General features: G+C 64.1%; 19 protein-coding genes and 1 pseudogene. 12 read left to right on the plus strand and 8 right to left on the minus strand.

Annotated elements, in window-relative coordinates; genetic code table 11:
• Positions 1-1124 precede the first annotated feature (1124 nt).
• The 4 genes from ACWGSK_RS26320 to ACWGSK_RS26335 are packed head-to-tail and all read left to right on the plus strand — an operon-like array spanning position 1125 to position 10125.
• Complete coding sequence (locus ACWGSK_RS26320; protein ID WP_452457062.1) at positions 1125-4415, plus strand: helicase-related protein; 3291 nt, start codon at positions 1125-1127, stop codon at positions 4413-4415.
• Positions 4412-5077: a DUF4391 domain-containing protein gene (locus ACWGSK_RS26325; protein WP_452457063.1), complete on the plus strand. Its 666-nt coding sequence runs from the start codon at positions 4412-4414 to the stop codon at positions 5075-5077. The genes ACWGSK_RS26320 and ACWGSK_RS26325 overlap by 4 nt, the downstream gene beginning before the upstream one ends.
• Positions 5078-5080: 3 nt before the next feature.
• Positions 5081-7042, plus strand: coding sequence for a site-specific DNA-methyltransferase (locus tag ACWGSK_RS26330; RefSeq protein ID WP_452457064.1), 1962 nt, complete (start codon positions 5081-5083; stop codon positions 7040-7042).
• Between the two features lie 5 nt (positions 7043-7047).
• Positions 7048-10125 (plus strand): type III restriction-modification system endonuclease, encoded by a 3078-nt coding sequence (locus ACWGSK_RS26335; protein WP_452457065.1) that lies wholly within the window; start codon positions 7048-7050, stop codon positions 10123-10125.
• 8 nt (positions 10126-10133) lie between these two features.
• Here ACWGSK_RS26335 and ACWGSK_RS26340 read toward each other — a convergent pair.
• From ACWGSK_RS26340 to ACWGSK_RS26350, 3 genes and pseudogenes are all read right to left on the minus strand, one after another.
• Positions 10134-10592 (minus strand): annotated as a pseudogene (locus ACWGSK_RS26340) (transposase); the annotation flags it as partial.
• Between the two features lie 90 nt (positions 10593-10682).
• Positions 10683-11849 carry a helix-turn-helix transcriptional regulator gene (locus tag ACWGSK_RS26345; RefSeq protein WP_452457066.1) on the minus strand — a complete coding sequence of 389 codons (1167 nt, stop codon included), beginning with the start codon at positions 11847-11849 and terminating at the stop codon, positions 10683-10685.
• Entirely contained in the window at positions 11846-12235 is a 390-nt protein-coding gene (locus tag ACWGSK_RS26350) for an NUDIX hydrolase (RefSeq protein ID WP_452457067.1), read from the minus strand. Before ACWGSK_RS26350 ends, ACWGSK_RS26345 begins: the two co-directional genes overlap by 4 nt.
• Before the next feature lie 193 nt (positions 12236-12428).
• On the opposite strand from ACWGSK_RS26350, the gene gltX reads away from it, so the two are divergent.
• Positions 12429-13844 carry a glutamate--tRNA ligase gene (gene gltX / locus ACWGSK_RS26355; RefSeq protein ID WP_452457068.1) on the plus strand — a complete coding sequence of 472 codons (1416 nt, stop codon included), beginning with the start codon at positions 12429-12431 and terminating at the stop codon, positions 13842-13844.
• 1273 nt (positions 13845-15117) lie between these two features.
• Here gltX and ACWGSK_RS26360 read toward each other — a convergent pair.
• Positions 15118-16020, minus strand: a complete 903-nt coding sequence (locus ACWGSK_RS26360; protein ID WP_452457069.1) for a sulfatase-like hydrolase/transferase — start codon at positions 16018-16020, stop codon at positions 15118-15120.
• 4 nt (positions 16021-16024) lie between these two features.
• Complete coding sequence (locus ACWGSK_RS26365; protein WP_452457070.1) at positions 16025-17275, minus strand: methionine adenosyltransferase; 1251 nt, start codon at positions 17273-17275, stop codon at positions 16025-16027.
• 159 nt (positions 17276-17434) lie between these two features.
• On the opposite strand from ACWGSK_RS26365, the gene ACWGSK_RS26370 reads away from it, so the two are divergent.
• On the plus strand, positions 17435-18664 hold the full coding sequence (locus ACWGSK_RS26370) for a helix-turn-helix domain-containing protein (RefSeq protein ID WP_452457071.1): 1230 nt from the start codon (positions 17435-17437) through the stop codon (positions 18662-18664).
• Between the two features lie 24 nt (positions 18665-18688).
• Entirely contained in the window at positions 18689-19159 is a 471-nt protein-coding gene (locus ACWGSK_RS26375) for an NUDIX domain-containing protein (RefSeq protein WP_452457072.1), read from the plus strand.
• Between the two features lie 4 nt (positions 19160-19163).
• On the opposite strand, the gene ACWGSK_RS26380 is transcribed toward ACWGSK_RS26375, so the two are convergent.
• Positions 19164-19340 carry a DUF397 domain-containing protein gene (locus tag ACWGSK_RS26380; protein WP_452457073.1) on the minus strand — a complete coding sequence of 59 codons (177 nt, stop codon included), beginning with the start codon at positions 19338-19340 and terminating at the stop codon, positions 19164-19166.
• A complete protein-coding gene (locus ACWGSK_RS26385; protein WP_452457074.1) occupies positions 19333-20160 on the minus strand; it encodes a helix-turn-helix domain-containing protein in 828 nt (275 codons plus the stop codon). The genes ACWGSK_RS26380 and ACWGSK_RS26385 overlap by 8 nt, the downstream gene beginning before the upstream one ends.
• A 167-nt stretch (positions 20161-20327) precedes the next feature.
• On the opposite strand from ACWGSK_RS26385, the gene ACWGSK_RS26390 reads away from it, so the two are divergent.
• From ACWGSK_RS26390 to ACWGSK_RS26410, 5 genes are all read left to right on the plus strand, one after another.
• Positions 20328-20834 (plus strand): ATP-binding protein, encoded by a 507-nt coding sequence (locus ACWGSK_RS26390; protein ID WP_452457075.1) that lies wholly within the window; start codon positions 20328-20330, stop codon positions 20832-20834.
• A gap of 286 nt (positions 20835-21120) precedes the next feature.
• Positions 21121-21600, plus strand: a complete 480-nt coding sequence (locus ACWGSK_RS26395; protein ID WP_452457076.1) for a hypothetical protein — start codon at positions 21121-21123, stop codon at positions 21598-21600.
• 280 nt (positions 21601-21880) lie between these two features.
• A complete protein-coding gene (locus tag ACWGSK_RS26400) occupies positions 21881-22723 on the plus strand; it encodes a replication-relaxation family protein (protein WP_452457077.1) in 843 nt (280 codons plus the stop codon).
• Between the two features lie 429 nt (positions 22724-23152).
• A complete protein-coding gene (locus ACWGSK_RS26405; RefSeq protein WP_452457078.1) occupies positions 23153-23587 on the plus strand; it encodes a WhiB family transcriptional regulator in 435 nt (144 codons plus the stop codon).
• Entirely contained in the window at positions 23565-23825 is a 261-nt protein-coding gene (locus tag ACWGSK_RS26410; RefSeq protein ID WP_452457079.1) for a helix-turn-helix domain-containing protein, read from the plus strand. Before ACWGSK_RS26405 ends, ACWGSK_RS26410 begins: the two co-directional genes overlap by 23 nt.
• 77 nt (positions 23826-23902) lie before the next feature.
• On the opposite strand, the gene ACWGSK_RS26415 is transcribed toward ACWGSK_RS26410, so the two are convergent.
• Positions 23903-25261 carry a tyrosine-type recombinase/integrase gene (locus ACWGSK_RS26415; RefSeq protein WP_452457080.1) on the minus strand — a complete coding sequence of 453 codons (1359 nt, stop codon included), beginning with the start codon at positions 25259-25261 and terminating at the stop codon, positions 23903-23905.
• Between the last annotated feature and the right edge of the window lie 321 nt (positions 25262-25582).

The following is a 25582-nucleotide window of genomic DNA, read 5'->3' on the forward strand; positions in this document are numbered from 1 at the left end:
AACCGGTCCAGTTCCTCACCGATCGCCATATGCAAACCGTCGTGTTGCGGACCGAGCGTCAGTCCATCGGTCACGCGGATACAACTACACAGGTCTCCCCACAACATCGGTCGGCTCCCGTGCGTACCGCGGCCACACATACGCGTGCAGGTAGGGGTCGGTGTTTCAGGCTTTCCAGGTTGACCCGCCGGAACGTAAGGTCCAGACGCTTGCAGGCGCGTTTCACGGCCTCCCCCAGTTGGTGCATGCCGGACAGGAACGCCAGCCGCCTGCCCCTGGGCATCATCTCTGACAATCGCTGTACTTCGGATCGTCCACCAGGAGCAACGAGTGTCCCGGTAGGAACTGAACGTCTTCAATCACCGCGAATCCCGTGGCCAGCTTCCGGAGCACCGTGGGGTTCCCCCGGGGTGCTACCGATCCGGTCGTAGCGCCAGTCGCCGTCCATGATCGCCACCTTGGTGCACTGGTCAGGATGTGTGGGCCGGTGTCTGGCGACGAGTGTGGTGGAGATCGTGGTGTATGCCGGGCTCGCCTTTCGTCACTGGGACCGGGATACCGCTGTACCTGGAGTAGCAGGTACCCAGTCGGCGTGGCGCTGATGTTGATCGCATGGGAGGCGCCTGGCTGATCTTTTTGACTGACGCCGCGGGGCTTCGACAGAGTGTGCCAGCATGGGCATGGTCGAGGCGTGGGTGGTAGATCTGGTCCTACCTCGCTCCCACCTTGGACCCACCAGCCGGACGACCCGGCTGGATCCTGATCGAGTGAGGCTGTGAGCTGCGGTGTTGTGGCGCAGGATTCGAACCTGCGGCCATCGGATTAGAAGGTTACGCACGGACAAAACCGGGTTAAACCTGCACTCCTCCGGTATCATTGGGACTCTGAGTCCCGAACGCTGGGCTCGCGGAGCAGGGGAGACCTGTGGCTGGGCCGTGGCTGTCCGCCGACGATATCGCGGCCCACCTCGGCGTCACCAAGGACACTGTCTATACCTGGATCGCCGATAAGGGCGCCCGCACACAAGATCTGGCGCCTTTGGAAGTTCCAGGCCACGGAGGTTGACGAGTAGGTCCGCCGCGGGCCGCAGCATCTGAACGGGACAAGGTGGGTGACTGATCAAAGTGCACATCATCAACAACGTCAGCGATCTGCTTGGCGACGACCTTAAGGCCACGATCACCCCGGGGTCGAAGCTTCGCATTGCCGCATCGACGTTCTCGATCTTCGCGTTTCAAGCGCTACGCCGAGAATTGGAGCAAGTCAGCGAGTTAGAGTTCATCTTCACCTCACCCTCGTTCGCGACGGAGAAGGTGACCGACAGGCTGCGCAAGGAGCGCCGCGAGTTCTTTATCCCTCCGGGCTATGCCGAGTCGAGCCTGTACGGGTCCGAATTCGAGATCAGGCTCCGCAACAAACTCACTCAGCGTGCCATCGCGCGCGAGTGCGCTGACTGGGTGCGGGAAAGGGTGAAGTTTCGGTCCAACGCGAATGGCAACCCGATGCAGCCACTCGCTGCGGTCGATGATGCCGCCGTGTACTTTCCGATCCAGGGGTTCACGACAACCGACCTTGGTTATGAGAGTGGACCGGCCGTGTCGAACGTCGTCACCAAGTTCGAGGGTGTGAACGAGACACAGCAGTTCCTTGACCTGTTCGATCAGATCTGGAACGACCCGGAGCAGATCAACGATGTCACCCAGGCCGTACACGACCACATTGCCAGCGTGTACGCGGAGAACTCACCAGACCGGATCTACTTCCTGATCCTGTACAACCTGTTTTCGGAGTTCCTCGACGACATCAGCGAGGACGTTCTGCCGAACGACCGCACCGGCTACCAGGAGACGAAAGTCTGGCAGAGCCTGTACAACTTCCAGCGCGATGCCGCGACCGGCATCATCAACAAGCTGGAATCCTACAACGGCTGCATCCTCGCCGACTCTGTGGGCCTGGGTAAGACCTTCACAGCGCTAGCCGTGGTCAAGTACTACGAGCTACGCAATAAGTCGGTTCTGGTGCTGTGCCCGAAGAAACTCGCCGAGAACTGGACGAACTATAACGCCAACCTTACGACTAACATCTTCGCCAGCGACCGGTTCAACTACGACGTCCTCGCCCACACTGACCTGTCCCGCACCAAAGGTGAGTCCCTGGGTCTGCGCTTGGACCGGATCAACTGGGGCAACTACGACCTAGTTGTGATCGACGAGTCGCACAACTTTCGAAACGCCGACTACGCCGAAGAGAAGGAATCCCGCTACCAGAGGCTCATGCGTCAGGTCATCCGAGAGGGTGTGAAGACCAAGGTGCTGATGCTCTCCGCCACCCCAGTGAACAACCGGTTCAATGACCTGAAGAATCAGCTCCAGCTCGCCTACGAGGGCGAGTCGGAGAACCTCGCCCAGCACCTGAACCTTTCAACCACCATCGAGAAGGTTTTCTCCGACGCGCAGAAGGTGTTCAACGAGTGGTCCAGGCTTGGCCCCGAACACCGGACCACCGACCGCATCCTCCAGATGCTCGATTTCGACTTCTTCGAACTCCTTGACTCGGTCACCATCGCCCGCTCCCGCAAGCACATCCAGGCCTTCTACGACACCACTGAGATCGGCGCCTTCCCTGAACGCCGCGCACCAGTCTCGATCCGCGTGCCTCTCACGGACCTGCCGGACGTACCGGGCTTCAACGACATCTTCGAACAGCTCCAGGCACTCACCCTCGCCGTGTACACGCCGTTGGCGTATGTGTTCCCGAGTAGGCGGGCGAAGTACGAAGAGTTGTACGACGTCACTGCGGGAACGGCTCGATCCAACCTGGGGCAGGCGGGGCGTGAGCAAGGGCTGAAGAAGCTCATGACGGTGAACCTTCTCAAGCGGTTGGAGAGTTCCGTCGATGCATTCCGGCTGACACTGACGAAAATTCAAGAGTCCGTGACACGAACGTTCGGCCGCATTAGCAACCATGGGGGCTCGCTCGCCGACATCGCGCCCGATCTTGCTGGGCTCGACTTGGACATGGATGACGAGGACGACGCGAATGTCGAGGCACTCTCCTTTGGTGAAAAGATCAAGATCGACCTCGACGACTTGGACATCGAGTCCTGGCAGCGCGATTTGTGGAACGACCGAGAGACTCTGCGTGAGCTACTCGACGAGATGCACAGGGTCACTCCCAAGCACGATCTCAAGCTTGCGAGGCTCAAGCAGCTCATTCAGGATAAGTCCCAGCACCCGATCAACCCGGGCAACCGCAAGGTGCTCGTCTTTTCAGCCTTTGCTGACACCGCCGACTATCTCTATCGCGAACTCGCACCCAACCTTGAAGCGGCGGGGATGAAAACGGCAGTTATCACCGGCGGCAGCCACGGCGCGAAGAGCACACTCAGCACCGGCTACGACTTCCAGCAGGTCATGGCCCTCTTCTCACCTCGGTCGAAGCAGCGTGACCTGACTATGCCGAACGTGACCGACGATCTGGACGTGCTCATCGGTACGGACGTGATCAGCGAGGGACAGAACCTTCAGGACTGTGACTACCTAGTCAACTACGACATCCACTGGAACCCGGTCAGGATCATCCAACGGTTCGGCCGGATCGACCGAATCGGCTCGCAGAACACCCAGATTCAGTTGGTTAACTTCTGGCCCGACATCTCCCTGGACGAGTACATCAACCTCAAAGAGCGTGTCGAGAGCAGGATGGTGATCGCCGACCTCGCCGGCACCGCTGACGACAACGTCCTCACCCTCGAAGACTCGGACGCTGCCTTCCGCAAGGAACAACTTCGCAAGCTCCAAGACGAGGTCATCGAACTCGAAGACGTCCGCACCGGCGTCTCTATCACTGATCTCGGGCTCAACGACTTTCGCATGGATCTGCTCGGATACATCAAGGAGTACGGCGACCTCGCCACCGCGCCCAAGGGCCTGCACGCTGTTATCCCCGCCGACCCGGCCATGGGCCTTGTGCCAGGGGTGATATTCGCACTGCGGAACGTGAACGCGGAGGAGTCCCAGCTCATCGGCAAGAGTGGCAACCGCGGAAACCGCCTTCACCCGCACTACCTGGTCTACCTCGACGGCCGGGGCGAGGTAATCGCCGACCACACCGAGGCCAAGCACCTGCTCGACTTGCTTCGCGCCGGATGCCGCCCTCACGACGAACCCGTCATCGACGTCGTGCAGGCGTTCAACGCTGCCACCGGTGAGGGCGCCCAGATGGACAAGTACTCCGAGCTTCTCACCGGCGCCATCCATTCGATGATCGACGTCACCGAGGAACGCGATATCGACAGTCTCTTTTCCGGCGGGCACACGACCGCCCTCACCCAGACCATCGCCGGGCTCGACGACTTCGAACTGACCGCGTTCATCGCCGTCGTCGACCCAACTCAGGGGGGCGGTGGACAGTGACTGACCTGCTGTACCAGTGGCCTCCCGCGGCAGAGTTCGGACGCCGCGTGCCCAAGGGAAAGTTCTACGAGCACGGCACCCTCAACATGGCGGTGCGTGAGAAGTTCGTGTCCGAAGTCCACCGCATCAACTGGACACACAAGCTCGCCGAAGCCACAATCAACCTCCCCGGCAGTACCGCAGTGCCCGAGGTGCAGGTCTTCCAGATCGACGCCAACACCAGCGATGTCTCCGAGTCTGTGCTCACCGCGATCGACAAGGCCATCCAGTACCCGATCATCTTCGAGATCGCTCGAATCGCTGGAGGCGAACGGCGGGTGCGGATGGTTGCTGCGCACAAGCAGCTTGGTGCGGGTCTGCCGAAGCTTAGCGCGTACTACACGACCGCCTGGCAGCCCGCTGACGCCCCACGGCGAACTCTCCCAACAGCGATCACCCTCCCCGCCCTCTACACAGCGCTCCTGGAACCGCTGACACCCGTGGCGGCGCGACCCGGTGAGCAAATGTCGGAGGTCGTCACCAGAATGAATGCTGTGCGGAAGCTCGAACGCGAGATCGCCACCCTGGAGCGTAAGCTCCGCACTGAGCCACAGCTCAACCGCAAGATCGAACTGCGCCGCACCCTCAAGACGAAGCAAGCACAACTGGAACAGCAAAGGTAGCCCGTGGAGAAACTACGCATGACGTCGCCAGACCTGGTCGACGCCAACGTCGACAAGCTCGCCGAGCTGTTCCCGACCGTCCTCACGGAGACCGTCGACGCCGACGGAAATATCACCAAGGCGATCGACTTTGACCTCCTGCGCCAGGAGGTCGCCGACCACGTTGTCGAAGGGCCGCAGGAGCGGTACCAGCTCGACTGGCCCGGCAAGCGCGCCGCCGCATTCGCCGCCAACGCACCTATCGGCCAGACTCTGCGTCCCATACGCGAAGAATCCGTCAAATTCGACACCACCAAGAATCTCTTCATCGAAGGTGACAACCTCGACGCGCTCAAGCTCCTCCAGGAGTCCTATCTCGGCAAGGTCAAGCTGATCTACATCGATCCGCCTTACAACACTGGCTCGGATCGCTTCATCTACCCTGATGACTACTCGATCAGCACTGACGAATACTTGGAGCGTTCCGGTGAGATGAGTGATGCCGGAGAGCGGCTTGTAACAAATCCAAATACCAACGGGCGGTTCCACTCAGACTGGCTTGGGATGATTTACCCGCGTCTCAAGCTCGCGCGAAACTTGCTCACTTCCGACGGGTACATTGTCGTCAGTATCGATGACACCGAAGTCTCAACGATGGAGTTGTTGCTGGATGAAGTGATGGGTGCTTCGAACAAGCTCGCAGTGCTGATATGGGATCGAAACCGTAAGAACGACGCTCGTTTTTTCTCTGTCGGTCACGAGTACATGCTCGTGTATGCCCGCGACAAGACGGTGCTTACTGAGCGCGGTACTCGCCTTCGGGAGCCTCAGGCAGGACTCGACGAAGCACAGGCGCTTTTCGCTCAGCTCATAGCTCGGCACGGGGAAGACTGGGAAACAATCCGGGCTGAATGGCGAACGTGGACCAATTCATTCGCGGCCAGTGATGAACGCCGAAAGCTGGGGCGATTCGGTAAGGTCGGTCCGCGCGGTCCATACAGAGACGACGGTGACATATCTTGGCCAGGGGGTGGCGGGCCACGGTACGACGTGATACACCCGACCACAGGGAAACTGTGCAAGGTGCCTCCTCGGGGTTGGGTTTTTTCAACTAAGGCTCGATTCGATGAGATGGTCGCTGACGGACGTGTGGTGTTCGGTTCCGACGAGAACACCCTCCCTCGTCTAATTCGATATCTCTTCGAGTCAGAGGGCATCGTCATGGGCTCGGTAAATTATAGCTATGCCCAGACAGCGGCTGTAGACTTCGCTCAACTCATGGGCGGCAAGGTTTTCGACAACCCGAAGAACTGGAAAGACCTCCGCCGGTTGATCGAATACCTCACCGGTCCCGAAGATATCGTCGTCGATTTCTTTGCCGGTACGGCATCAACTGCCCATGCAGTACTTTCAGCCAACGCGGCTTCCGGAAGTCGCCGTCGTTTCATCATGGTGCAGATTCCCGAACGAGTCGACGAGAAGTCCATCGCGGCAAAGTCCGGTTACGGGACGATCGCTGACATCGCACGTGATCGTATTCGACGAGCGGGCTCGACACTTAGTTCTGACGAATCTGCCGACCTGGGATTCCGTACTCTACGAATCGACACGACAAACATGGCTGACGTGCTGCGCTCGCCCGATGAAACGAGCCAGATCGAACTCGATCAGCTCGAAGGCAGTGTGAAAGTAGGCCGCTCGGATGAGGATCTTCTATTCCAGGTTTTGCTGGATTGGGGACTCGAGCTGACGATGTCGATCAGCATCGAGCAGATCGACAGTCACGACGTGTTCGTGGTCGAGAATGGTGCATTGATCGCCTGCTTCGATGAGAGCGTCAGCCCCGAGGTCGTGCACGCGATCGCTAAGCGCCACCCGCTTCGCGCGGTCTTCCGTGACTCAGGTTTTGAGTCGGACGACGCGCGGATCAACGCGGAGCAGATTTTCCGCGAGGTTTCTCCTGTGACTGATGTGAAGGCGATTTGAGCGGAATGAAGCTTCAGTTCAAGGTCCAGTCGTACCAGACAGACGCTGTTGACTCCGTCGTCGAGGTGTTCGATGGGCAGCCCAAGCACGACGGAATTTCGTACCGGATCGATCCAGGTATGATCACGCCAGCCGCCAATCCTATGCTGTTCGAGGCGAACGAGACGCCCGATTCGGGCTTGCGGAACGCGGAGATCGCACTCAGCGGTACCCAGCTTCTGGAAAATGTCCACAGGGTTCAACGATCCTGTAACCTCCCGTTGGCGGCCAAGCTAGTCGACAGCAAGGCCGCTCCAGGCGCTCCGAACCTCGACGTGGAGATGGAGACGGGTACGGGCAAGACCTACGTCTACATCAAGACAATCATGGAGCTCCATAAGCGGTACGGCTGGTCAAAGTACATCGTCGTGGTCCCGTCGATCGCGATCCGCGAGGGCGTGAAGAAGTCCTTCGACGTGACCGCAGAGCACTTTCAACAAATGTACGGTACGAAGCCGCGGTCATTCATCTACAACTCCTCGCAACTGCACGAGCTGGAGCGGTTCAGCTCGGACGCTGGCGTGCAGGTGATGATCATCAACATTCAGGCGTTCAACGCGACCGGGAAGGACAACCGCCGCATCTACGACGTGCTCGACGACTTCCAGTCCCGTCGTCCTATCGACGTCATTGCTGCGAACCGCCCGATCGTTATCATCGACGAACCGCAGAAGATCGGCGCCGCAAGGTCTCTCGAAGCCCTTTCACGCTTCCACGGATTGATGATGCTGCGCTACTCGGCCACCCACAAGGTCGAGCACACCAAAGTGCACCGCCTCGACGCCCTTGACGCCTACAACAAGAAGCTCGTTAAGAAGATCGCGGTACGCGGCATCACGGTCAAAGGATTGGCCGGTTCAACCGCTTACCTATACCTAGACGCGATTGAGATCGCCAAGGGCGCGAAGCCACGCGCCCGCGTCGAGATCGAGGTGCAGACCAAGTCCAGCATCAAACGACAGGTGAAGCGTCTCGATGTCGGTGCGAACTTGCATGACGTGGCGAACGGGATCGAGGCCTACAAGGGCCTGTTCATCACGGAGATTGACGCGAATCGCGATGTGATCGAGTTGAGTAACGGCGACGTCGTCGTTGCGGGCCAGCTCGCTGATCGCGATGTCACGGATGAGACGAAGCGACGTATCCAGATCCGCGAGGTCATCCGTGCGCATCTGGACAAGGAGCGGGAGCTGTTTAGCCAGGGCATCAAGGTGCTCTCGCTGTTTTTCATCGACGAGGTCGCCAAGTACCGCGACTACACCCGTGAGGACAGCCTTGGTGACTACGCCCGCATCTTCGAAGAGGAGTACGCCGCGATCCGGGACGAGGTGCTCGGCGAACTGGCCATCGATGACGCCACAGCGGAGTACCAGGCATACCTGCGCCGGGATGAGGTGCGGCAGGTGCATGAGGGTTACTTCTCGATCGATAAGAAGACCAAGCACCAGATCGATGGGAAGGTCTCCGGGCGCGGGGACGACAAGGGCCAATCGACTGACACTGCCGCGTACGATCTGATCCTCAAGGACAAAGAGCGTCTGCTGTCCTTCGACGAACCGGTAAGGTTCGTCTTCTCCCACTCGGCGCTGCGCGAGGGGTGGGATAATCCCAACGTGTTCGTCATGGGGATGCTCAAGAAGAGCGACAACACCGTTTCCCGCCGCCAGGAGATTGGCCGCGGCCTGCGTTTGTCGGTCGACCAGCACGGTGAGCGCACGGACAACCCGGTCACCGTGCATGACATCAACGAGCTGACCGTCGTCACTGACGAGTCCTACACTGACTTCGTTACTGGGCTCCAGAAGGAGATCTCCGAGTCCCTGGCTGCACGACCCCGCAAGGCGAGCGTTCAGTTCTTCACCGGCAAAACCATCCACACCCCGGACGGCGAGTCCGTTGTCGAGGAGGCGCTGGCGAAGGCACTGTACAAGTACCTCATCAGGAATGACTACCTCAACGACGACGACACCATTTCTGAGACCTACAAAACGGCCAAGGGATCAGGGACGCTCGCTGCGCCGACCTCGGAGGTGCTGCGCCCGGTCATCGACTTCATCTGGCCGCTCGTCGACACGCTCTACATCGAGGTTCCCGACCTGGTCGACGGTCGGAAGCCTAAAAAGATCCCTCTCAACGAGGCTAACTTCGCGAAGAAGGAGTTCCAGGCGCTCTGGGGCCGGATCAACCACAAGGCCGTGTACCAGGTCAAATTCGACTCGGACGAGCTGATTCGCAAGTCCGTAGCCCACCTCGACACGCACCTGAACGTCGCCGCGATGCAGTACGTCGTCCAGGTAGGTCAGCAGCGCGACCAGCTGGGATCTGACGATCTCACCAGTGGTGCCGGGTTCTCGGTGTCGAGCACCCGGACCCACACCGAGACCGATGGCTCCGGCTCGCAGGTGAAGTACGACCTGCTGGGTGAGATTACGGAGAAGACTCAGCTCACCCGCCGAACGACCGCCGCGATCCTACGTGGTGTGCAGGCCAGCACGTTTGTGAAGTTTCGCCTCAACCCGGAGCAGTTCATCACCGAGGCGGCCAGGCTGATTAACGAGCAGAAGGCCACCGTGATCGCCGAGCATCTGACCTACGACGCGCTGGAGGACCGGTTCGACTCGGCGATTTTTACCGAGAACCAGACCAAGCAAGATCTCACTCATGCAGGCGGCAAGCTCACGAAGCACATCTACGACTACGTAGTGACAGACTCGAAGATCGAGCGCGCGTTCGTGAATGAGCTGGACACCAGCAAAGAGGTCGCGGTCTACGCGAAGCTCCCACGCGGATTCTTCATCCCAACACCGGTTGGTGACTACAACCCGGACTGGGCGATCGCTTTCACCGAGGGAAGCGTCAAACACATCTACTTTGTCGCCGAGACCAAAGGGTCCCTCTCGACACTCCAGCTCAAGGGCGTCGAGGACGCCAAGATCAAGTGCGCACGAAAGTTCTTCGCCTCTCTGAACGCAAAGAATAGCCACGACGTCACCTACGACGTCGTGACCGACTACACCGAGCTGATGCAACTCGTCACCTCCTAACGGAGTTGTCAAGCCGCGAGAGTGACCAGAGGTGAAGGTTGATAGCGCTGTCCGTCACGGATCAGCGCCCACAGCACGTTGACCCGGCGACGCGCCAACGCCAGCACCACCTGGACGTGCCGCTTGCCCTCCGCGCGCTTGCGATCGTAGAAACCACGCGAGGCCTGACAGCAACGGATGCTGATCAACGCGGAGGTGTAGAACATCCGTTGCAGGCCGCGATGGTAGCGGCGGGGCCGGTGCAGGTTGCCGCTCACCGAGCCCGAATCACGGGGCATCGGGGCCACGCCGCCCAGGCTGGCCAACCGGTCGGCGGTGCCGTTACGGGTCATGTCGCCGCCGGTCACGGCGATGAACTCCGCCCCGAGCAGCGGCCCGATCCCGGGCATGCTGGTGATCACCTCCGCGAGTTCGTGCTCGCGAAACCGGCCCTCGATCTCGGCGTCGAGGTCGCGGATCCGGGTGTCTCGTACCGAGGTTGGTGGAGGCTGTGGTGTGTGCCGGGATCGCCTCCCGGCACTCGTGTCAGTTGGGCTGTCCGGGTCCGTCGCTTTGCATCAGCTGGTCAGTGAGCCAGCAGGTGTGCGGTGTTGATCAAGATAATGCAGGTGCGCAAGGGCATCGGCTTGGATCTCCGCGAGCCCCACCATCTCCGCGCTCCGTACGACGCGTTGAATCTGGTGCGGCAGTCTGTGGTGCGCGGCGAGCGACAGCGCTTCGCCGTAGAGAGCGTGTGTGCTGCTGAGGTCGCCCGCCGCCGACAGAGCGTCGGCTGAGGTGACCGCCTCGATGGCCGCCCACCGAGGGGCTGGAGCCTCTCCCGATCCTGGACGCGACTGGGCCAGCTCCGCTGCCATGGCCGTGCGTCCGCTTCCCACCAGCCCCCTCATGCGCACCTCGCGCAGGGAGAAGGGGGTGAAGAGGATCCCGCTCGGTCCCGCCGCGTCTATCAACTGCTCGGCAGCGTCCACGGAGTCATCGTGCAGTCCCGCGTTCCCTCGCCCTCCCGCCGCGCGCGCGAGCAGGATCAGGGTCTGCCCGCGTTCCTTGTCGTCGCGGGAGAGTTCGGCCGCCTCGGTCAGCCGTGCGATGGCGGCCCCGCCGCGACCCGCCTTCCTCAGCTCGTTGCCGTGCATCCGCAGCACGTGCCCCAGGAAGGCGCCATCGTCCAGATGCCGGGAGAGCCGCATGGCCTGGCCAGTCCAATACGTGGCCAGGTATAGCCGTTCCTCCGCCAGGACATGCCCCAACGACGTACCGAGGGTCGCCCGCGCGCGAGCCAGCAGCGAGGCGGTCCCGTAGTCGACCCGCCCCTCCCTCAGACAGGCCTCCAATCGGGCCACCAGCGGCCACAGCTCCTCGACCGCTTCAACGGCCCGTCCGGCCTGCCGGACGATCTCCGCGAGCCGCACGGTCGACTCCCCGAACTGGAGCGCCGCGAGGAAGTCGGCGTCCTCCTCGGAGGTGATCCCCAGGGCGTGCGGTGGGATGGCCAGGACCCGGCTGACGTGCGACAGTGCTTGGCGGTCGCTGATTGTGCGCTGTCGCCGCTCCAGCAGGGAGACATACGAGGGGTCGTATCCCAGGAGCTCGCCCATCGCCGCCTGCGACAGGCCGGTCAGCTTCCGGTAACAGCGGAGGATCACCGCCAGATCCCGGCTCTCCAGGGCCTGGCGTGCCTCAGGCAGTAACCAGAGCCAGAGGATGGTGGGCGCGGTGGTCACGCGCGCGACTGGGCAAACCAGTTCAGGACCGACCGCTTGTAGCCCTCCGGCATGGGCAGGCCGGGCACCTCCACCTCGGTGAACAGTCCGGCCTTCTTGTGTTCACTGGAGACCACGACCGGGGCCTGGGAGTCGACGCGGCACCCGTAAGTGACGATGAAGACGTGCCGGTCCACCTGGGTGATGTGGTAGATCCACGAGTCGAGGATCTCGGCCACCCGTACGGGCCAGCCCGTCTCCTCCTCGACCTCCCGGGCCAGACACTCCTGCGGAGTCTCGCCGATCTCGATCTTGCCGCCGGGCAGCTCCCACTCATCGCGCTCGTTGCGTAGCAGGAGCACCCTGTCATCACGGATAACGACGCCCTTGACCGAGACGGGGAACATGCGCGGGGTATAGAGGGCACCAGACATGGGAGGACTCGATTTCGAAGGCCGGTGGGCTTGGTATCCGTTAAGTAAACAGCGGGTCCGGGCTGTACGGGGCGTGCCCCGTGAACTCACTGATCACGACTTTGGATTCTTCGGACCGATCGTTATCCCGCCCGGTACAGCAACGGATCGCGCTAGGCTCTGTGGGGTGACTGACACCTCGATTCGCACCAGGTTCGCACCGTCCCCGACCGGCATGTTCCACGTGGGCAACGCCCGGTCCCTGCTGCTGAATTGGGTGGTCGCACGACAATCCTGCGGTGCCATGGTGCTGCGGATCGAGGACACCGACGCCGCCCGTTCCCGCCCGGAGTGGACCGAGGGCATCCTGGCGGCGATGGCCTGGCTGGGTGTGGACTCCACCCAGTACGAGGGCCCCTACTCTCAGACCGACTACGCCGACAAGCACACCGAGGCCGCCCAGCGCTTGCTGAAGGAAGGGATGGCCTACTACTGCGACTGCAAGCGCGAGCAGGTCCAGGCCCGCCGGGACAACCCGAACCTGGGCTATGACGGGTTCTGCCGGGAGCGCGGTCTGGAAGCTGGGCCGGGGCGGGCATTGCGCTTCCGCATCCCCGAGGGCGGGCCGACCGTGGTCGAGGACCAGATCCGGGGCCGGGTGGAGTTCCCGCACGAGGCCCTGGAGGACTTCGTCATCGCCCGTGGCGACGGCACCGCCCTGTTCGTCCTGGCCAACGTGGTGGACGACGTCGAGATGGGCATCACGCACGTCATCCGGGGCGAAGAGCACCTGTCCAACACCCCCAAACAGCAGTTGCTGTGGGAGGCCCTGGGGCACACCGCACCGGTGTGGGCGCACGCCCCCGTGCTGGTCAACGAGAAGCGCCAGAAGTTGTCCAAGCGGCGTGACAAGGTCGCCATGGAGTCCTACCAGGCCGAAGGATTCCTGCCCGAGACCATGGTCAACTACCTGATGCTGCTGGGCTGGGCACCGGGCGAGGACCGGGAGATCATGCCGATCGAGGAGATGATCCCGCTCTTCGACCTGGCCGACGTCAACTCCTCGCCGGCGTTCTTCGACGAGAAGAAGCTGCGGGCCTTCAACGGCGACTACATCCGTGCCCTGGACTCCGGCGAGTTCGTCAAGCGCTGCGCCCCCTACCTGGAAGGTGAGGAGGTGCCGTGGCGGTCGGAGGACTTCGACGCGGAGGTGTTCGCGCAGATCGCCCCGCTGGCGCAGAGCCGGGTGGCGGTGCTCAGCGAGATCGTGCCCAACGTCGACTTCCTGTTCCTGGACTTGCCCGTCTTCGACGAGAAGAGCTGGGCCAAGGCCATGAAGCCCGGCATCGGCGCGGAGATGCTCACCGCCGCGATTGCCACGTACTCTGACGAGTCCTTGGACTGGGAGGCCGAACCCCTCAAGGGAGCCCTTGAACAGGCCGGGGCCGCCCAAGGGCTCAAGCTCGGCAAGGCTCAGGCGCCGGTCCGGGTGGCGGTGACCGGCCGCACGGTCGGGTTGCCGCTCTTCGAATCGCTGGAACTGCTGGGCAGGGAGCGCACACTGGAGCGCCTGCGCGCGGCGTTGGAGCGGCTCAACGCCTGACGAGCCGCACCCAGGCGCGCGGCTACCAAGCGAGAAGGAAGGACTTCCAGGAGTTCTGAGGCTCGGGGCCCGTTCCGCTGCCCGGTGAGTACCCAGCGCACCGGATACGGAACCGGGCCCTTCGCGCTGCCAAGACACCAGGCTTCCAGCCATCGCACGGCCTCTTCGGCCTGTTCCGGGGGTTCTTCGTAGTCGATCGCCGTATCGGTGAGTGCCCGGCATAGTCGGCTCTGCTGGAGCAGCGGCCTCGGGTAGTGGCGGGTGACCCAGGCGATGAGGTGCGCGGGGGCGCCCGGGTGGTAGGCGCGTAGCTCTTGCTGAGACTCCTTCGGGTCGAGAGCTGCCGAGATTTTTCGGTCTAGGGAACGTAGGTGTCCCTCGTCCAGAAAGGCGTCGCCGAGCAACGGAAGAACTGAGCACAGCTGATCCACCAAGGTGGAGAAACCTGTTCTTCCTATGGGCTTCGTTGAGTTGACCAGGTACGGCTGAGCCAGGAAGCACCGCAGAGCCGAAGGGCGAACACCTCGTCTGAGGAGGTCGACGACCCGCGGTGCCGAAGGTCCCGGCTCCAGCAGCTTGGGCAGGAACAGGTGGGCCGGAGGCGTCCGCTCGTCGCTGAGAGCCCAATACAGACGGGCTTGGATGGGTGTGGCGTTCCGCTTGTCCGCTCCCCGGACGACGAGGTTGGTCCGGTTGTCGATGTCGTCCACCACCGTGGCCAGGTGCCACAGAGCACGGCCGTCACCGCGCATGAGGGGCACCATGTTCTGGGCGGGAGCGCGCGGGACGGATGAGTTCATGGACGTGCACGCGGTCAGGGACTCGGGGCAGACCCCTTCTGCCTTCATGGACCGATCGACAGCGGCCACGTCCAGGCAGGGGAGTCCCCGCTCCGTCACCAGGAGCTGCAATACGTTCAACTTCCGCAGGGCCTCGCCGTAGCGGTCACCACGCTGGCTCTGCCGTAAGGCGTTCTTCTCATCCTGGATCGGTATTTGCGCGACCTGAGTGAGCTCATCGAGAAGGGTCTGCCGGTGTTCGTGTCGGCTGCGTCGGCTGTCGCTGTCGTCCCAGCGGATGGCCACGTGTGCCTGAAAGCCGAGCTGTCGTGCGGCGTTGTGCGCGAACAGGGCAGTGAGCAGGTGAGTGCGCAGCACTCCGGCACGGAATGAGGCGTGGTTGGGTGAAATGCCGATCCGCGTGCGGATTTCCTTCGAGGCCGCATGGTTGATCGCTGGATGCGTGAACCACGGGTCGCGGGCGGCCATGCCGGTCACCCTTCGCCCAGCAGACCGCACCACAGGGGCACGGTGGAGACCATCGGGTGCGGATGACCGTGCCCGAACCTGCCGCCTTCCCCGAACTCCTCGCCGTGATCGGCGCACACCACGGCCAAGGGGCGCCGTGCACCCAGTCGTGAGAACAGGTCACCCAGACGGGAATCAGCCCACTCCAGAGCACGCCTCTGCATCTCCAGGAGCACCTGGACGTCCCCCTCCTTCAAGGCGTCCTCTCCTGAGCTGACCGCTTGACCGTCATGCAGCAGGTAGAGGCGCCGGAGAAGTTCCCTGCTGCGGTCAGTGAGGGGGCTCCACGGCGTCGTGTAAGGAATGTGCGTGCTGGGGCAGTTGACGAAGAGGAAGAACCGTTCGGCCTCCAGACACAGCTCCGCGAGCTTGCGGGTGTGGGCCAGCGGCAGTTGCTCCTCGCGATCGGTGATTCTGGTTTCCGCAGTGGCAGCCGATCGTGCGGGACGGCCGAAGTAGAGGAACTCCGGGAACAGGATCGGCAGGCTGTTGGCGGGGTCGGAGGCGTCGAAGAAGGTGACACCGCCCGCCCCGAGCACCTTGTAACCCCTCTCGACGTAGTGAGTCATCAAGGTGGGGCCGCCGAAGGGGATGGCGGAGCGCCGTTTGGAGGGCCGGGCTGCTGCTGAACGCCAGATGGCGTCCACGCTGCGCCCGCCGAGAGGGAAGGGGCTTGAGACCGGTCGGGGTAGGTAGCCGTTGAACAGCGCGGCGTGGGCGGGAAGTGTGTAGGTCCCAGGGCTCTCTGCTCGCAGCAGGGGACCGAGCTTTGCCAGGTTCGGGGTGTGCGCCCTCGCCGCGACGTCGTATCGGCAGGAATCCAGAGTGACGAGGACGACGCTGCGGTCGGCCAGATTGGTGTTCGGCATCGGCTCACACCTCCAGTACCAGCGACGGGTCCCGGAAACGGTCGATCGGGGACAGGGCGAGCAGGCGCTCGGAGAGCAGCGGGAGTTCGGCCAGGGTCTGGGCGGTCAAGTCCTCGATGGCGCTGCGGTCGAGGCGGTTGCCTCGCTGCGCGAGCCGGACGCCGACGAACGACGGGTCGTCCAGACGGTCACCGTTGCGCGATACCAGCACGACCTCGTTGGGCAGACCGAGCTTGGCGTGGATACGGTCCGCCAGTCGCGCGGAGGCGAGCGTGTACAGCTTCCCGGTGTGGTGCACCGGATTTTTGCCGGCCAGGGCCTCGACCCCCGCACCGCCACTGGCGGAGATCACCCCGTTGGCCTTGTTACCGCGTCCGACGAGTCCGCAGTCGCCCTTGCCCAGGGACGTACCGAACGGCGCGAGATAGGCGCCGCTGCCGTGGTCCTTGGTGTTGACGCTCAGTCGCGTGAGCCACGGATGCTGTCGCACAACCGGGTGTTCGTTGATGAAGTTGTCCAGGCGCTCGTACGCCTCGGAGATCAGGGCCGTGTACTCACGGTGCGAGCCGACCGCCTGCGGATACACCGGCAGGCAGACCGTCGCCTCCAGGACGTCCGCCGCCCTGGTCAACATCACCTTGACGTCGGAGCCCAGGCCGCTGAGCGCATTCCTGAAGGAAGGACTGTTGACGTGGTTCTCCACGTCGATCGCTACGACGTCCAGAGGATCAGCCGGTGAGTAGGCGCTACAGAAGGCCGTGTCGTTGGCCAGAGCGCCCACCGAGGCGATCCGGCACTCGTCATCAGTCGAGGGGCGGTAGAAGGAAGCGGGATGGTCTGCTCCGACACCCGCGGTGTTCTCCACGAAGCTGCGTACGGAGCCGGTGATCTGGTCGCAGCCGGTCGCTTCCACCAGCACGCTTTCGACCGTTGCTCTGAACAGGTCCTCGATGGGGAGGGTCTCGGTGCCCACCGCTGGTGTCACCTTGCCGAACAGGTAGGCGCTGATGGGCTTGTGGATCGTGTAGCCGCTGAAGGCGACCTCTGCCTCAGCGCGGATCAGAGCGACCTTGTCCACCCAGTGGTTCGGGACAGCGCCGAAGCGGTCGAGTCCGTGAAGCGAGTAACGGCGGGAGAACTCCTCCGCGATGAGGTCGGCGAGCGAGTCCGGGTGGCCGACGCCCTTGCGTTCGACCACGTGGAAGCTGGTGCTCCCTACGGGAAAAAGTATCTCTTCTTGGCAGGTGAGGCGCATGGGCTGGCTCCTTTTTGATCATGATCGTGAACAAGCTCAAGGAAGGCCGGAAATGGAGTTGCCTGGACCTTTCTCGCGGGAAGGCTGGTCTTAGGAAGTTAAGGTCAGCTCCTCCGTATGACCCGGAGAAAAAATCCGGGGTGTCCAGGAAGAATCCCCATGCCTCCGTCTTCCCCTCAGCTCAGCCCTGGTCAGCGGGTCGCCTGGCACCGGCTTCGGCGTGGCCTCTCACAGGAGGTGCTAGCCGGCTTGGTCGGGCGAACGGCCGACTGGTTGGGCAAGGTCGAGAACGACCGTGCACCCTTAGATCGGCTTTCGGTGATCCGGTCACTGGCTGATGCTCTCGATGTCCCGGTTTCCGTGCTGGTCGGAGATCATCCGAACCAGGGCCATCATGAAAATCAGCATGCACATGTCGCGAATATTCGGTCGACACTGATGGACTACCGGCAGATCATGCCGGGGTTTCCATTCGCGGTGAACAAGGAAGGGCAGCCAGATCTACGCTTCCTTCGCAATCAAGTGGAAACTGTTATGGATGCCTACCAGGCATCCGACTACGACCGCGTGCTGCGTAGGCTTCCCGACCTTCTCTCCCAGGCCCAGACTGCGGTACGTGCCTACGAGGGAGGACAGAGACGGCGCGCCGGAGCTCTACTCGCGGTGGCATGCCAAGCGTGCGCGATGATCCTCACCAAGGTTGGAGAACCTGACCTGGCTTGGATCGCGACAGACAGAGGGATGAAGGCAGCCTTCGACTGCGACGACTTGGCTCTGCAGGGTTCCCTGATGCGTTCGGGGGTGCACTCCCTCCACTCACGAGGTCAACACGAGACGGCCGTCGCGCTGACAGGGGAAGCCGCCTCTTACCTGCGGCGACAACAGGGTGGTCGTCTCAGTACCGCGCGCCTGTTGTCCGTCTACGGCACCCTGTTGTTACCGGGAGCCGTGGCGGCGGCACGCAACGGGGATCGCGCCAGTGCGGCCGAATATCTGGACGAGGCCGAGCGCATTGCCTCTCAGCTGGGGCGAGACGCGAACCACCTGTGGACGGCGTTCGGTCCGACCAACGTGGCTCTGCACAGAGTGACCGTTGCTGCCAGCCTGGGAGATCCTCGTGCTGCCCTCGAGCTGGGGGTCGGTGTCAATACCGTGGCATTGCCACGGGAGAGGCGGGTACGTCACCTCTTCGACATGGCAGGGGCGTTCGCTGACGTCAACGAGATTCCGTCAGCCGTCGAGCACATGCTGGAGGCGGAAAGGTTGGCCGCCTCCCAAGTCCACCAGCACGTGATGAGCCATCAGATCGTGGGACGCATGATGCGGACCAAGTCTGGTAGGCGGGACCGGAGACTGGCGGATTTGGCGCAGCGAGTGGGGATTTTCTGATTCCGAGGCCGTTAGTGTCGGGGCATGGCCTCAGATCCCACGGAATCCTTCGCCCGCCCCCGAGTCGCTGCTGGTGCCTTGTTCTTCGATGAACAGGGACAAGTGATGATGGTGGTCCCCACTTACAAGGACTACCTGGACATCCCCGGCGGCTATATCGAGCACGGGGAGACACCGACCCAGGCCGCGGCGCGTGAGGTGAAGGAAGAACTAGGGATCACCCCGCCGATCGGTCGACTTCTGGTCGTGGACTGGGCGCCCAACCCCTCTGAAGGAGACAAACAGCTGTTTGTCTTCGATGGAGGGGTGCTCGGCCGGCAGTGGCTGGACCAGGTTGTTCTCGACCCGGCCGAACTGGCCGGGTATGAGTTTCACGGTGTGTCCTCAGCAGAGACGGTGACGATCCCCCGGCTCGCTCGAAGGATCGCTCAAGGGGACCGTGCACGCCGTGAGGGGACCACGCTTTACCTGGAGAACGGCGAGGTCGTCGAGTGAGGACTTAGCAGTGGTTGAGCTGAGCGGTCTCGACGAAGACACTCCACTCCGTGCGGGTGAAGGACAGATGGCCCAGTTCCCTGTTCTGGGTGTCCCGCACGTCGGCTCCGGCCTGGTGCTCCCGGGCCTCGACGCACTCGTTCGAACCGCCGCTGTAGCTGCTCTTGTGCCAGTCACTCATCGTCGATCTTCCTCATCTCGTCGTGGATAGCCTCCAGGGTCTCCTGCGGGTCGCGGGCGGCTCCCTGGAGAGAGGTGAACAGCAACCGGCTTCGAAAGATACCAGCGGAGTCGGTGATGATTCGGCCCTCTTCAGCGGATTCCATGTAGACCACCTCGGGTTCGTCCGCCGTGGTGATGATGCGACGGGGTCCTGAGTTTCCCGCGTGGCGAGGGGAGTTGGTGGGGATCATCTGCACGGTGAGGCGTTCGCTGTTGACCAGGTCGGCGACGCGGGTGAGTTGTGCTCGTTGGATTGCCGGGGAACCGTAGCGCCGCGCCAGCACGCTTTGGTCGATGATCAGCCACAGGGAGGGAGCCTCGGCCTGGGCCATGCGATCGGCGCGTTCGCACCTCTCTTTGGCCAGCGCCGCGACCTCCTTGCTGGAGAGCCATGGTGAACCGTAGCGAATCAGTGCGTGCGCGTACTGCTCGGTCTGCAGATACGACGGGAACACCAGGGGCTGGTACTCCAAGATGGCGTCAGCAGCATGGGTGCGTTTGATGACCTCGTGCAGCCACACCTGGCGACCGGACCCCGTGAGCTCCTCCCAGAGCTTGTCCAGCCTTCCGTCGCTTTCCAGGACCTCGTCCAAGAACTTCCTCAACCAGGGGCGCGCCATGGCTCGGCCGTTCTCGACGTCGGACAGGTGTGAATCGCTGATGGTCGTGCCGCGCTGGCTGATCCTTCGTGCCAAGGCCTGCTGAGTCAGCTCTGCTTCTACTCGAAGCCTGCGTAGCTCCCGACCGAATGCCTTCAGATCCCTTTCGTCTGTGTGCATGTAGCCATAGGAACACAAGGGGCGATGACTTGTGGGGGATTCCAGAGAATTCCAAGCGCCTGTGGAAGATTCGTGAGCTCTCCGAGCAGCCTTCACATGCCGTTGCCCCAGGCCACATCCTTTCTGTCGCGGGCCCGCAGCCATCAGCGCGACGACGAAAGGAACCGGTGGATTCCATGTCTTTCACCCGGCCACCCCTCGACCTGCCCCGGCGGATTCGTTGCACGGATCCGGACCAGGGGTCCTTGGAGTGCGGGCACCAGCTCTGGCACCTCAAGGCCGCCCGTAGCTGGGCCACTCACGTGGCCCGCACCACCCCCGCCAGCGCGGACCCGCTGCTGGTCTCGCTCTCTGAGTTGCACACCAACGCGTTGAAGCACAGCGCTTCGGGTCTGCCCGGGGGGCGGGTGCGCATCGAGATTGAGCGGCGACGGCGGCTGTTCCTGCTTCGCGTGACCGACGATGGGCCCCGGCCCGGGGCGGAGGCGACCGTGCCCGAGGCGCGCCCGGTGGAGGGGCCGTGCGGGGCTGATGGGTTGCTCGTCGAGGGCGGGTATGGGTTGGCCTTGGTGGACGCGATGGCCTTGTACTGGGACTTCACGCGCGATCCCGACGGCGGGTTGATGGTTCGGGCCGCTTTCGACCGATATGGGCGAACCCGGATGGCCGCCTGAAAACCCGCGACTGGTTTGTGGCCGACAGGGGTTGAAGCACCTCGCTCACCCAAGCGAACATCGACCACCCCTCGCGGGAACGGCGTTTCCAGCGGGGATCCAGGGCCGTATGCCCTGTGCGGCATGGATGGGAAGCGCAGCCCCGGGCGGCATCAAACCTCGGGGCCAGAGACACCCGCCCATGCCGAGCAACGAAGAAGCACCCAGAAGTGGAGGCGCCCCGACGCGGTGCTGCGAACACCGGGCCGGGGCTGACATCCCCACCTGAATGTGCAGGAGGAGATCCGTGGAGAAGCCTACTGGTAGGCACCGCAAACCCGTGCGGGGCTGGGGACAGCGCGTGCGGTGGCTGTTCGGCGCGGTCCTGGCCGCCGTGCTGTGCAGCCCTATCGAAGTCCCACCGCGCCGCAACACCGACCGCCCCAGGCACCAAGGCCGGTTGGTGCTGGAACGCCGCGCGACCTCCAAGGCCCTGACTGCCTCCTCTCCCGTGACGCGGAGCAGGACGGTGGCCGAACCCGCCACCCGGGAGGGCGAACCCAAACCTGAGCCGGGGCCGGTGCGGGTGCCGCGACCCCGACGGCCACACCCCTCAGAGCAGGGGTGGTGTGTGGACGACGACGGGGTGCGCGGGGTGCGCCCGTACCTGTTCCACGACGCGGAGCGGTCTCGCCCCAGCAAGGAGCGCTCCTCGGTGGTGCAAGCGTCGGGGGAGTTCGATGACCTGGCCGCCGCTGTGCGCACCTGGTTGAGCCTGGCTACCTGAGCGCACACTCTCGCCTCGGGGCGGCGCCGTGGTCGGCGCCGCCCTGTTTGCTTTGCGTGGCGGGGGTTGTGAGGTCGGCCCACGCCGGGGTGAGCCAGGCGTGGGCCACTTCTGAGCAGGGCCTTGAGGGCCTTGCGAGCCGTTCGCGGGGCCCGGCTTCAACTCCGGGCCCGGGTGTGTTCGGTTCAGGTAATTCTCGTGCGAGGTGTCGAATCCGGGGGTGGGGGCGCGCTTCTTACTCAGTGAAGGGCAAAAACAGCCGTCACCTTGGAGGGTGCCCGTGAACGAGTACGAACAGACCCTGGTCCGCCTGCTGCCCCGGATCACCGACCGGGACAAGCGGATCCTCTACGGGTTGTGGGAGCACCGGGTGCTGACCACCCACCACCTGCACCAGATCTTCTTCCCCGACGCGGGGGCGCGGCGGGCCCGCAGCCGGATGCTCAGCCTGTACCGGTACGGGGTGGTCAACCGCTTTCGTCGCCATGCCCACGACCGCAACGCTCCCGACCACTGGATCCTGTCTCCGACCGGTGCGGTCTTGGTCGCGTTGGATCAGGGCAAGGAGCCGGATGCGCTCAACTTCCGGGGCGACCGGGCTCTGGCGGTGGCCTTCTCCGCCAAGTTGGACCACATCCTGGGGCTGGCCCAGACACGGGTGGAGTTTCTCCAGGGTGCTCCGCAGGTGGGGGCCGAGGTGGGCGAATGGCAGGGCGAGCGCACCTGCGAACGGGACTACAGCAACCATTGCCGCCCCGATGGGCTGCTGTCGTGGATCCAGAGCGGGAAGAAGCTGTGGGCGTTCGTGGAGTACGACACCGGCTCGGAGTCGCTGACGCAGCTCCAAACGAAGATGTACGGGTACGCGCGTCTGGCCGAGACGAGCAGGCTGCCCTCGGTGGTGCTGTTCCTGGTGCATTCGGAAGAGCGCGAGGCCAACGCGGCGAAGAAGCTGGCCCAGCACTGTTCGAAGCAGGTGGGGGTGTACCTGAGTACCCACCACCGGATGGCGTCGTTGGGAGCCGGTCGCAAGGTGTGGCGTTCGGCCACCGATCCGCGTCCGCTGAGTCTGCTCGACATCGCCCTTCTCCACCCGTGGCGCAAGGCGGAGGGGGAAGACTGATGGGCGCGGATCGGGCAGTGAACCAGTGGGCCAATAGGAGGTCCGCTCCGTTGTCCCGCCGTTGCTCCGACCGGTGGGCCGGGCGTGGGTCCCGCCTTGGGTGGACCACCCCTGAGTCTGGACTCACGGCAGGTCAGACGGGCTGTGGGGTGGTCCAGCGGCCGCCCCGGCTTTCTACCCCAGTAGGCGGTTTCCATCACGTAGGGCGGGCGGCGGCCCGGGTGTGCGGGGGCGTGAACGCCCCCGCACAGCCTCACCCGGCAGGCCTCTCAGCCTGCCGGAAACCCTCCCCGCCAACCCAGCCGTCATCAGGTCGGCCTTGCTCTACTTCTGGTCTGAGGACCATGACTGCGCCGGTGGTGAGGCCGGCCGGGCTGCGCGAAGCGAGGTCAGCGATACCCGGGCCCGGCCGCGCGAAAGGCGGCGCACATGGATGACGAACCCACACACGGCGCGGACGGCCCTCGCGCGGCGCGCTCGGGCGGGCCGGGCCCGGTCCGCGACGTGGCGGCCCGGGAGCTGGCGCCGCACCCACCGGGTGCGGGCGGGCCGTCAGGGGCCCACCGGCGCGCTGACGGCCCCACGGCGCCCGACGGCGGGGCGGTCGGGGGCTGGTGGGGGTACGCGGCCTGTCGGGGCCGGGATCCGGATCTGTGGTTCCCGGCCCAGGGCGGGTCGGTGCGTGCGGCCAAACGGGTGTGCCGGGTGTGTCCGGTGCAGGTCAACTGTCTGGCCGAGGCGATGCGCCGGGGTGAGCAGTACGGGGTGTGGGGTGGTGCTTCGGAGGAGGAACGCCGCCGCTACCGGGTCGCGGTGCGGGGAGAACGCGAAGGAGGTACGGGTGAGCGAAGCCGGGCAGCGTGATGAGGAAACCGAAGATGCCCAGCCGGAGCGGCTGCTGACGATCCCCGAGGCGGCGCGGGTGCTGGCGGTGCCCGAGTCCTGGCTTCGAGAGCGGGTGCGGTTGCGCAGGGTCGCGCACCGCAGGCTCGGCAAGCACGTGCGCTTCAGCGCGAGCGACTTGGAGGCGATCGTGGACGGGGCGGCCCAGCGCGTCCTCACCTCCAGGCACATGGCCCACCGGTGGAGGCAACCCGGGTAGGGAGGGGCCGACGACGGGGCCGGTGGTGCGGGTGCTGACCCGCGCCACCGGCCCCGTGCGTTCCTGCCTCCTGGGTTTTAGGAGATCAGGCGCAGGCGCTGCTCACCGCCGGGGTCGGTGCGCGGCTTCGGGGGAGTGGGCGGGCCGTCGATGGCCTCGATCATGGTGTCGTCGATGTCGGTGACCAGGTGTCCGTAGCGGTCCATGGTCGTGGTGATGGAGGTGTGCCCCAGGCGGCGCTGGATCTTGAACACGTGCACGTCCTTCTCGATCAGCCACGCCACGTGGGTGTGGCGCAGGTCGTGGATGCGCGGCTTCTTGCCCAGCCCGCGCCGTTGGGCCTCCTTGACGCCGGGTGCCCAGCGGCGGCCGTAGAAGGAGGAGTGCCGCCACCAGGACCCCTGGTCGGTGGTGAAGACGAACTCCTCGGGCTTCTTTCCCTCCAGCCTGGGGCGGAGCAGGTCGATGGTGCGCGGTGAGAGCGGCAGGCGCCGCCGGGAGCTGCGGGTCTTGGGCGCCCCCAGGTGGAAGGTGTTGTTGGGCCCGCGCTTCCAGGCCCGGCGCACGTCCAGGTGCCCGCGCGTCTGCTGCTGTCCGTCGGCGTCGATGGTCGGGGTGAAGCTGACGTCGTGGACCTGCAGGGCGACCAGTTCGCTGTAGCGCATGCCGGTGCGTACGAACACCTCGACCATGTCGCGTACGTCCGGGTGCATCGAGTCCCGGAGCAGGGTGAACTCCTCACGGGTCAGGAAGCACATCTCGGTGTCGGCCTCGTGGTCGGCGCGGGGCAGTCGGGTGCGGGCGGCGGGGTTGGAGGGCCGGATGGGCGGGTCCTCGCGTACGGCGGCCTCGCAGATGGAGAAGAGCAGCCCGTGCAGGTTGTGGATGAACTTGGCCGAGAGGGGTTTGCGTAGCCATCCGGGTTCCTTCTGGCGGCCCCGGCTGGGGTTGGGGGTGCGGTAGGAGGCCTTGGGATCGGGGGTTCCGGTGCGTAGCTGGTTGACCCAGGCGCGGACGTCCTTGGGTTTGAGCTGGGTGACGTCGCGCAGGTTGACCTGTCCGAAGTGCGGGATCAGGTGGAGTTCGAGTTCACGGTGGTAGTCGGCGCGGGTGCGTTCCTCGATGCCGGTCATGGAGTCGATGAGCTGGCGGGCGAAGTCTGCGAACAGCACCGGTTCGGCTTCGGGCTCGTCGTCTTGTGAGGTGTTGACCCAGCCGTGGCCGGGGACCCAGCCCTCGGCCCATCCCTGGCGGGGTATCCAGTTCTCGGGCCAGTGGTGCCCGGCGGCCTCGACGTGGAGTTTGAAGGTGTGGGCGTCGGCGCGGGTGTCGAAGGGTTCGGACTGGGGTGCTCCGCCACGGGTGCCGCCGAGCCGCCATTTGACCCAGTAGCGGGCGCGTCCGTCGGCCAGGGTGCGCTGGTTGATGGTTGCCATGGGTGGACCATCGCTTGGGTGCGGGCCAAAGCGAAGGGAATCTGCGAAGGTCCTCGAAGATCTTTGCGCAGGCCAGGATGGGTGCCCGACGGATGCGCCAATGCCCGTATGCGGCGGGTCTGTGCAGCTTCGGGGCGGGTCCGGGTCGGGGGGGGGGGGGGGGGGGGCCCCCCCCCCGGGGGGGGGGGGGGGGGGGGGGGGGGGGGGGGGGGGGGGGGGGCCGGGCAGGCACCGCGGGCCCGGCTTCCGCTGTGGGGCGGGCGATGCGGGGCGGATGTGCCGCGCATGCGATCCGGCCGAAAGGTTGCTCCGGCTCGGTGT

Source organism: Nocardiopsis sp. NPDC055551, from assembly GCF_053619415.1.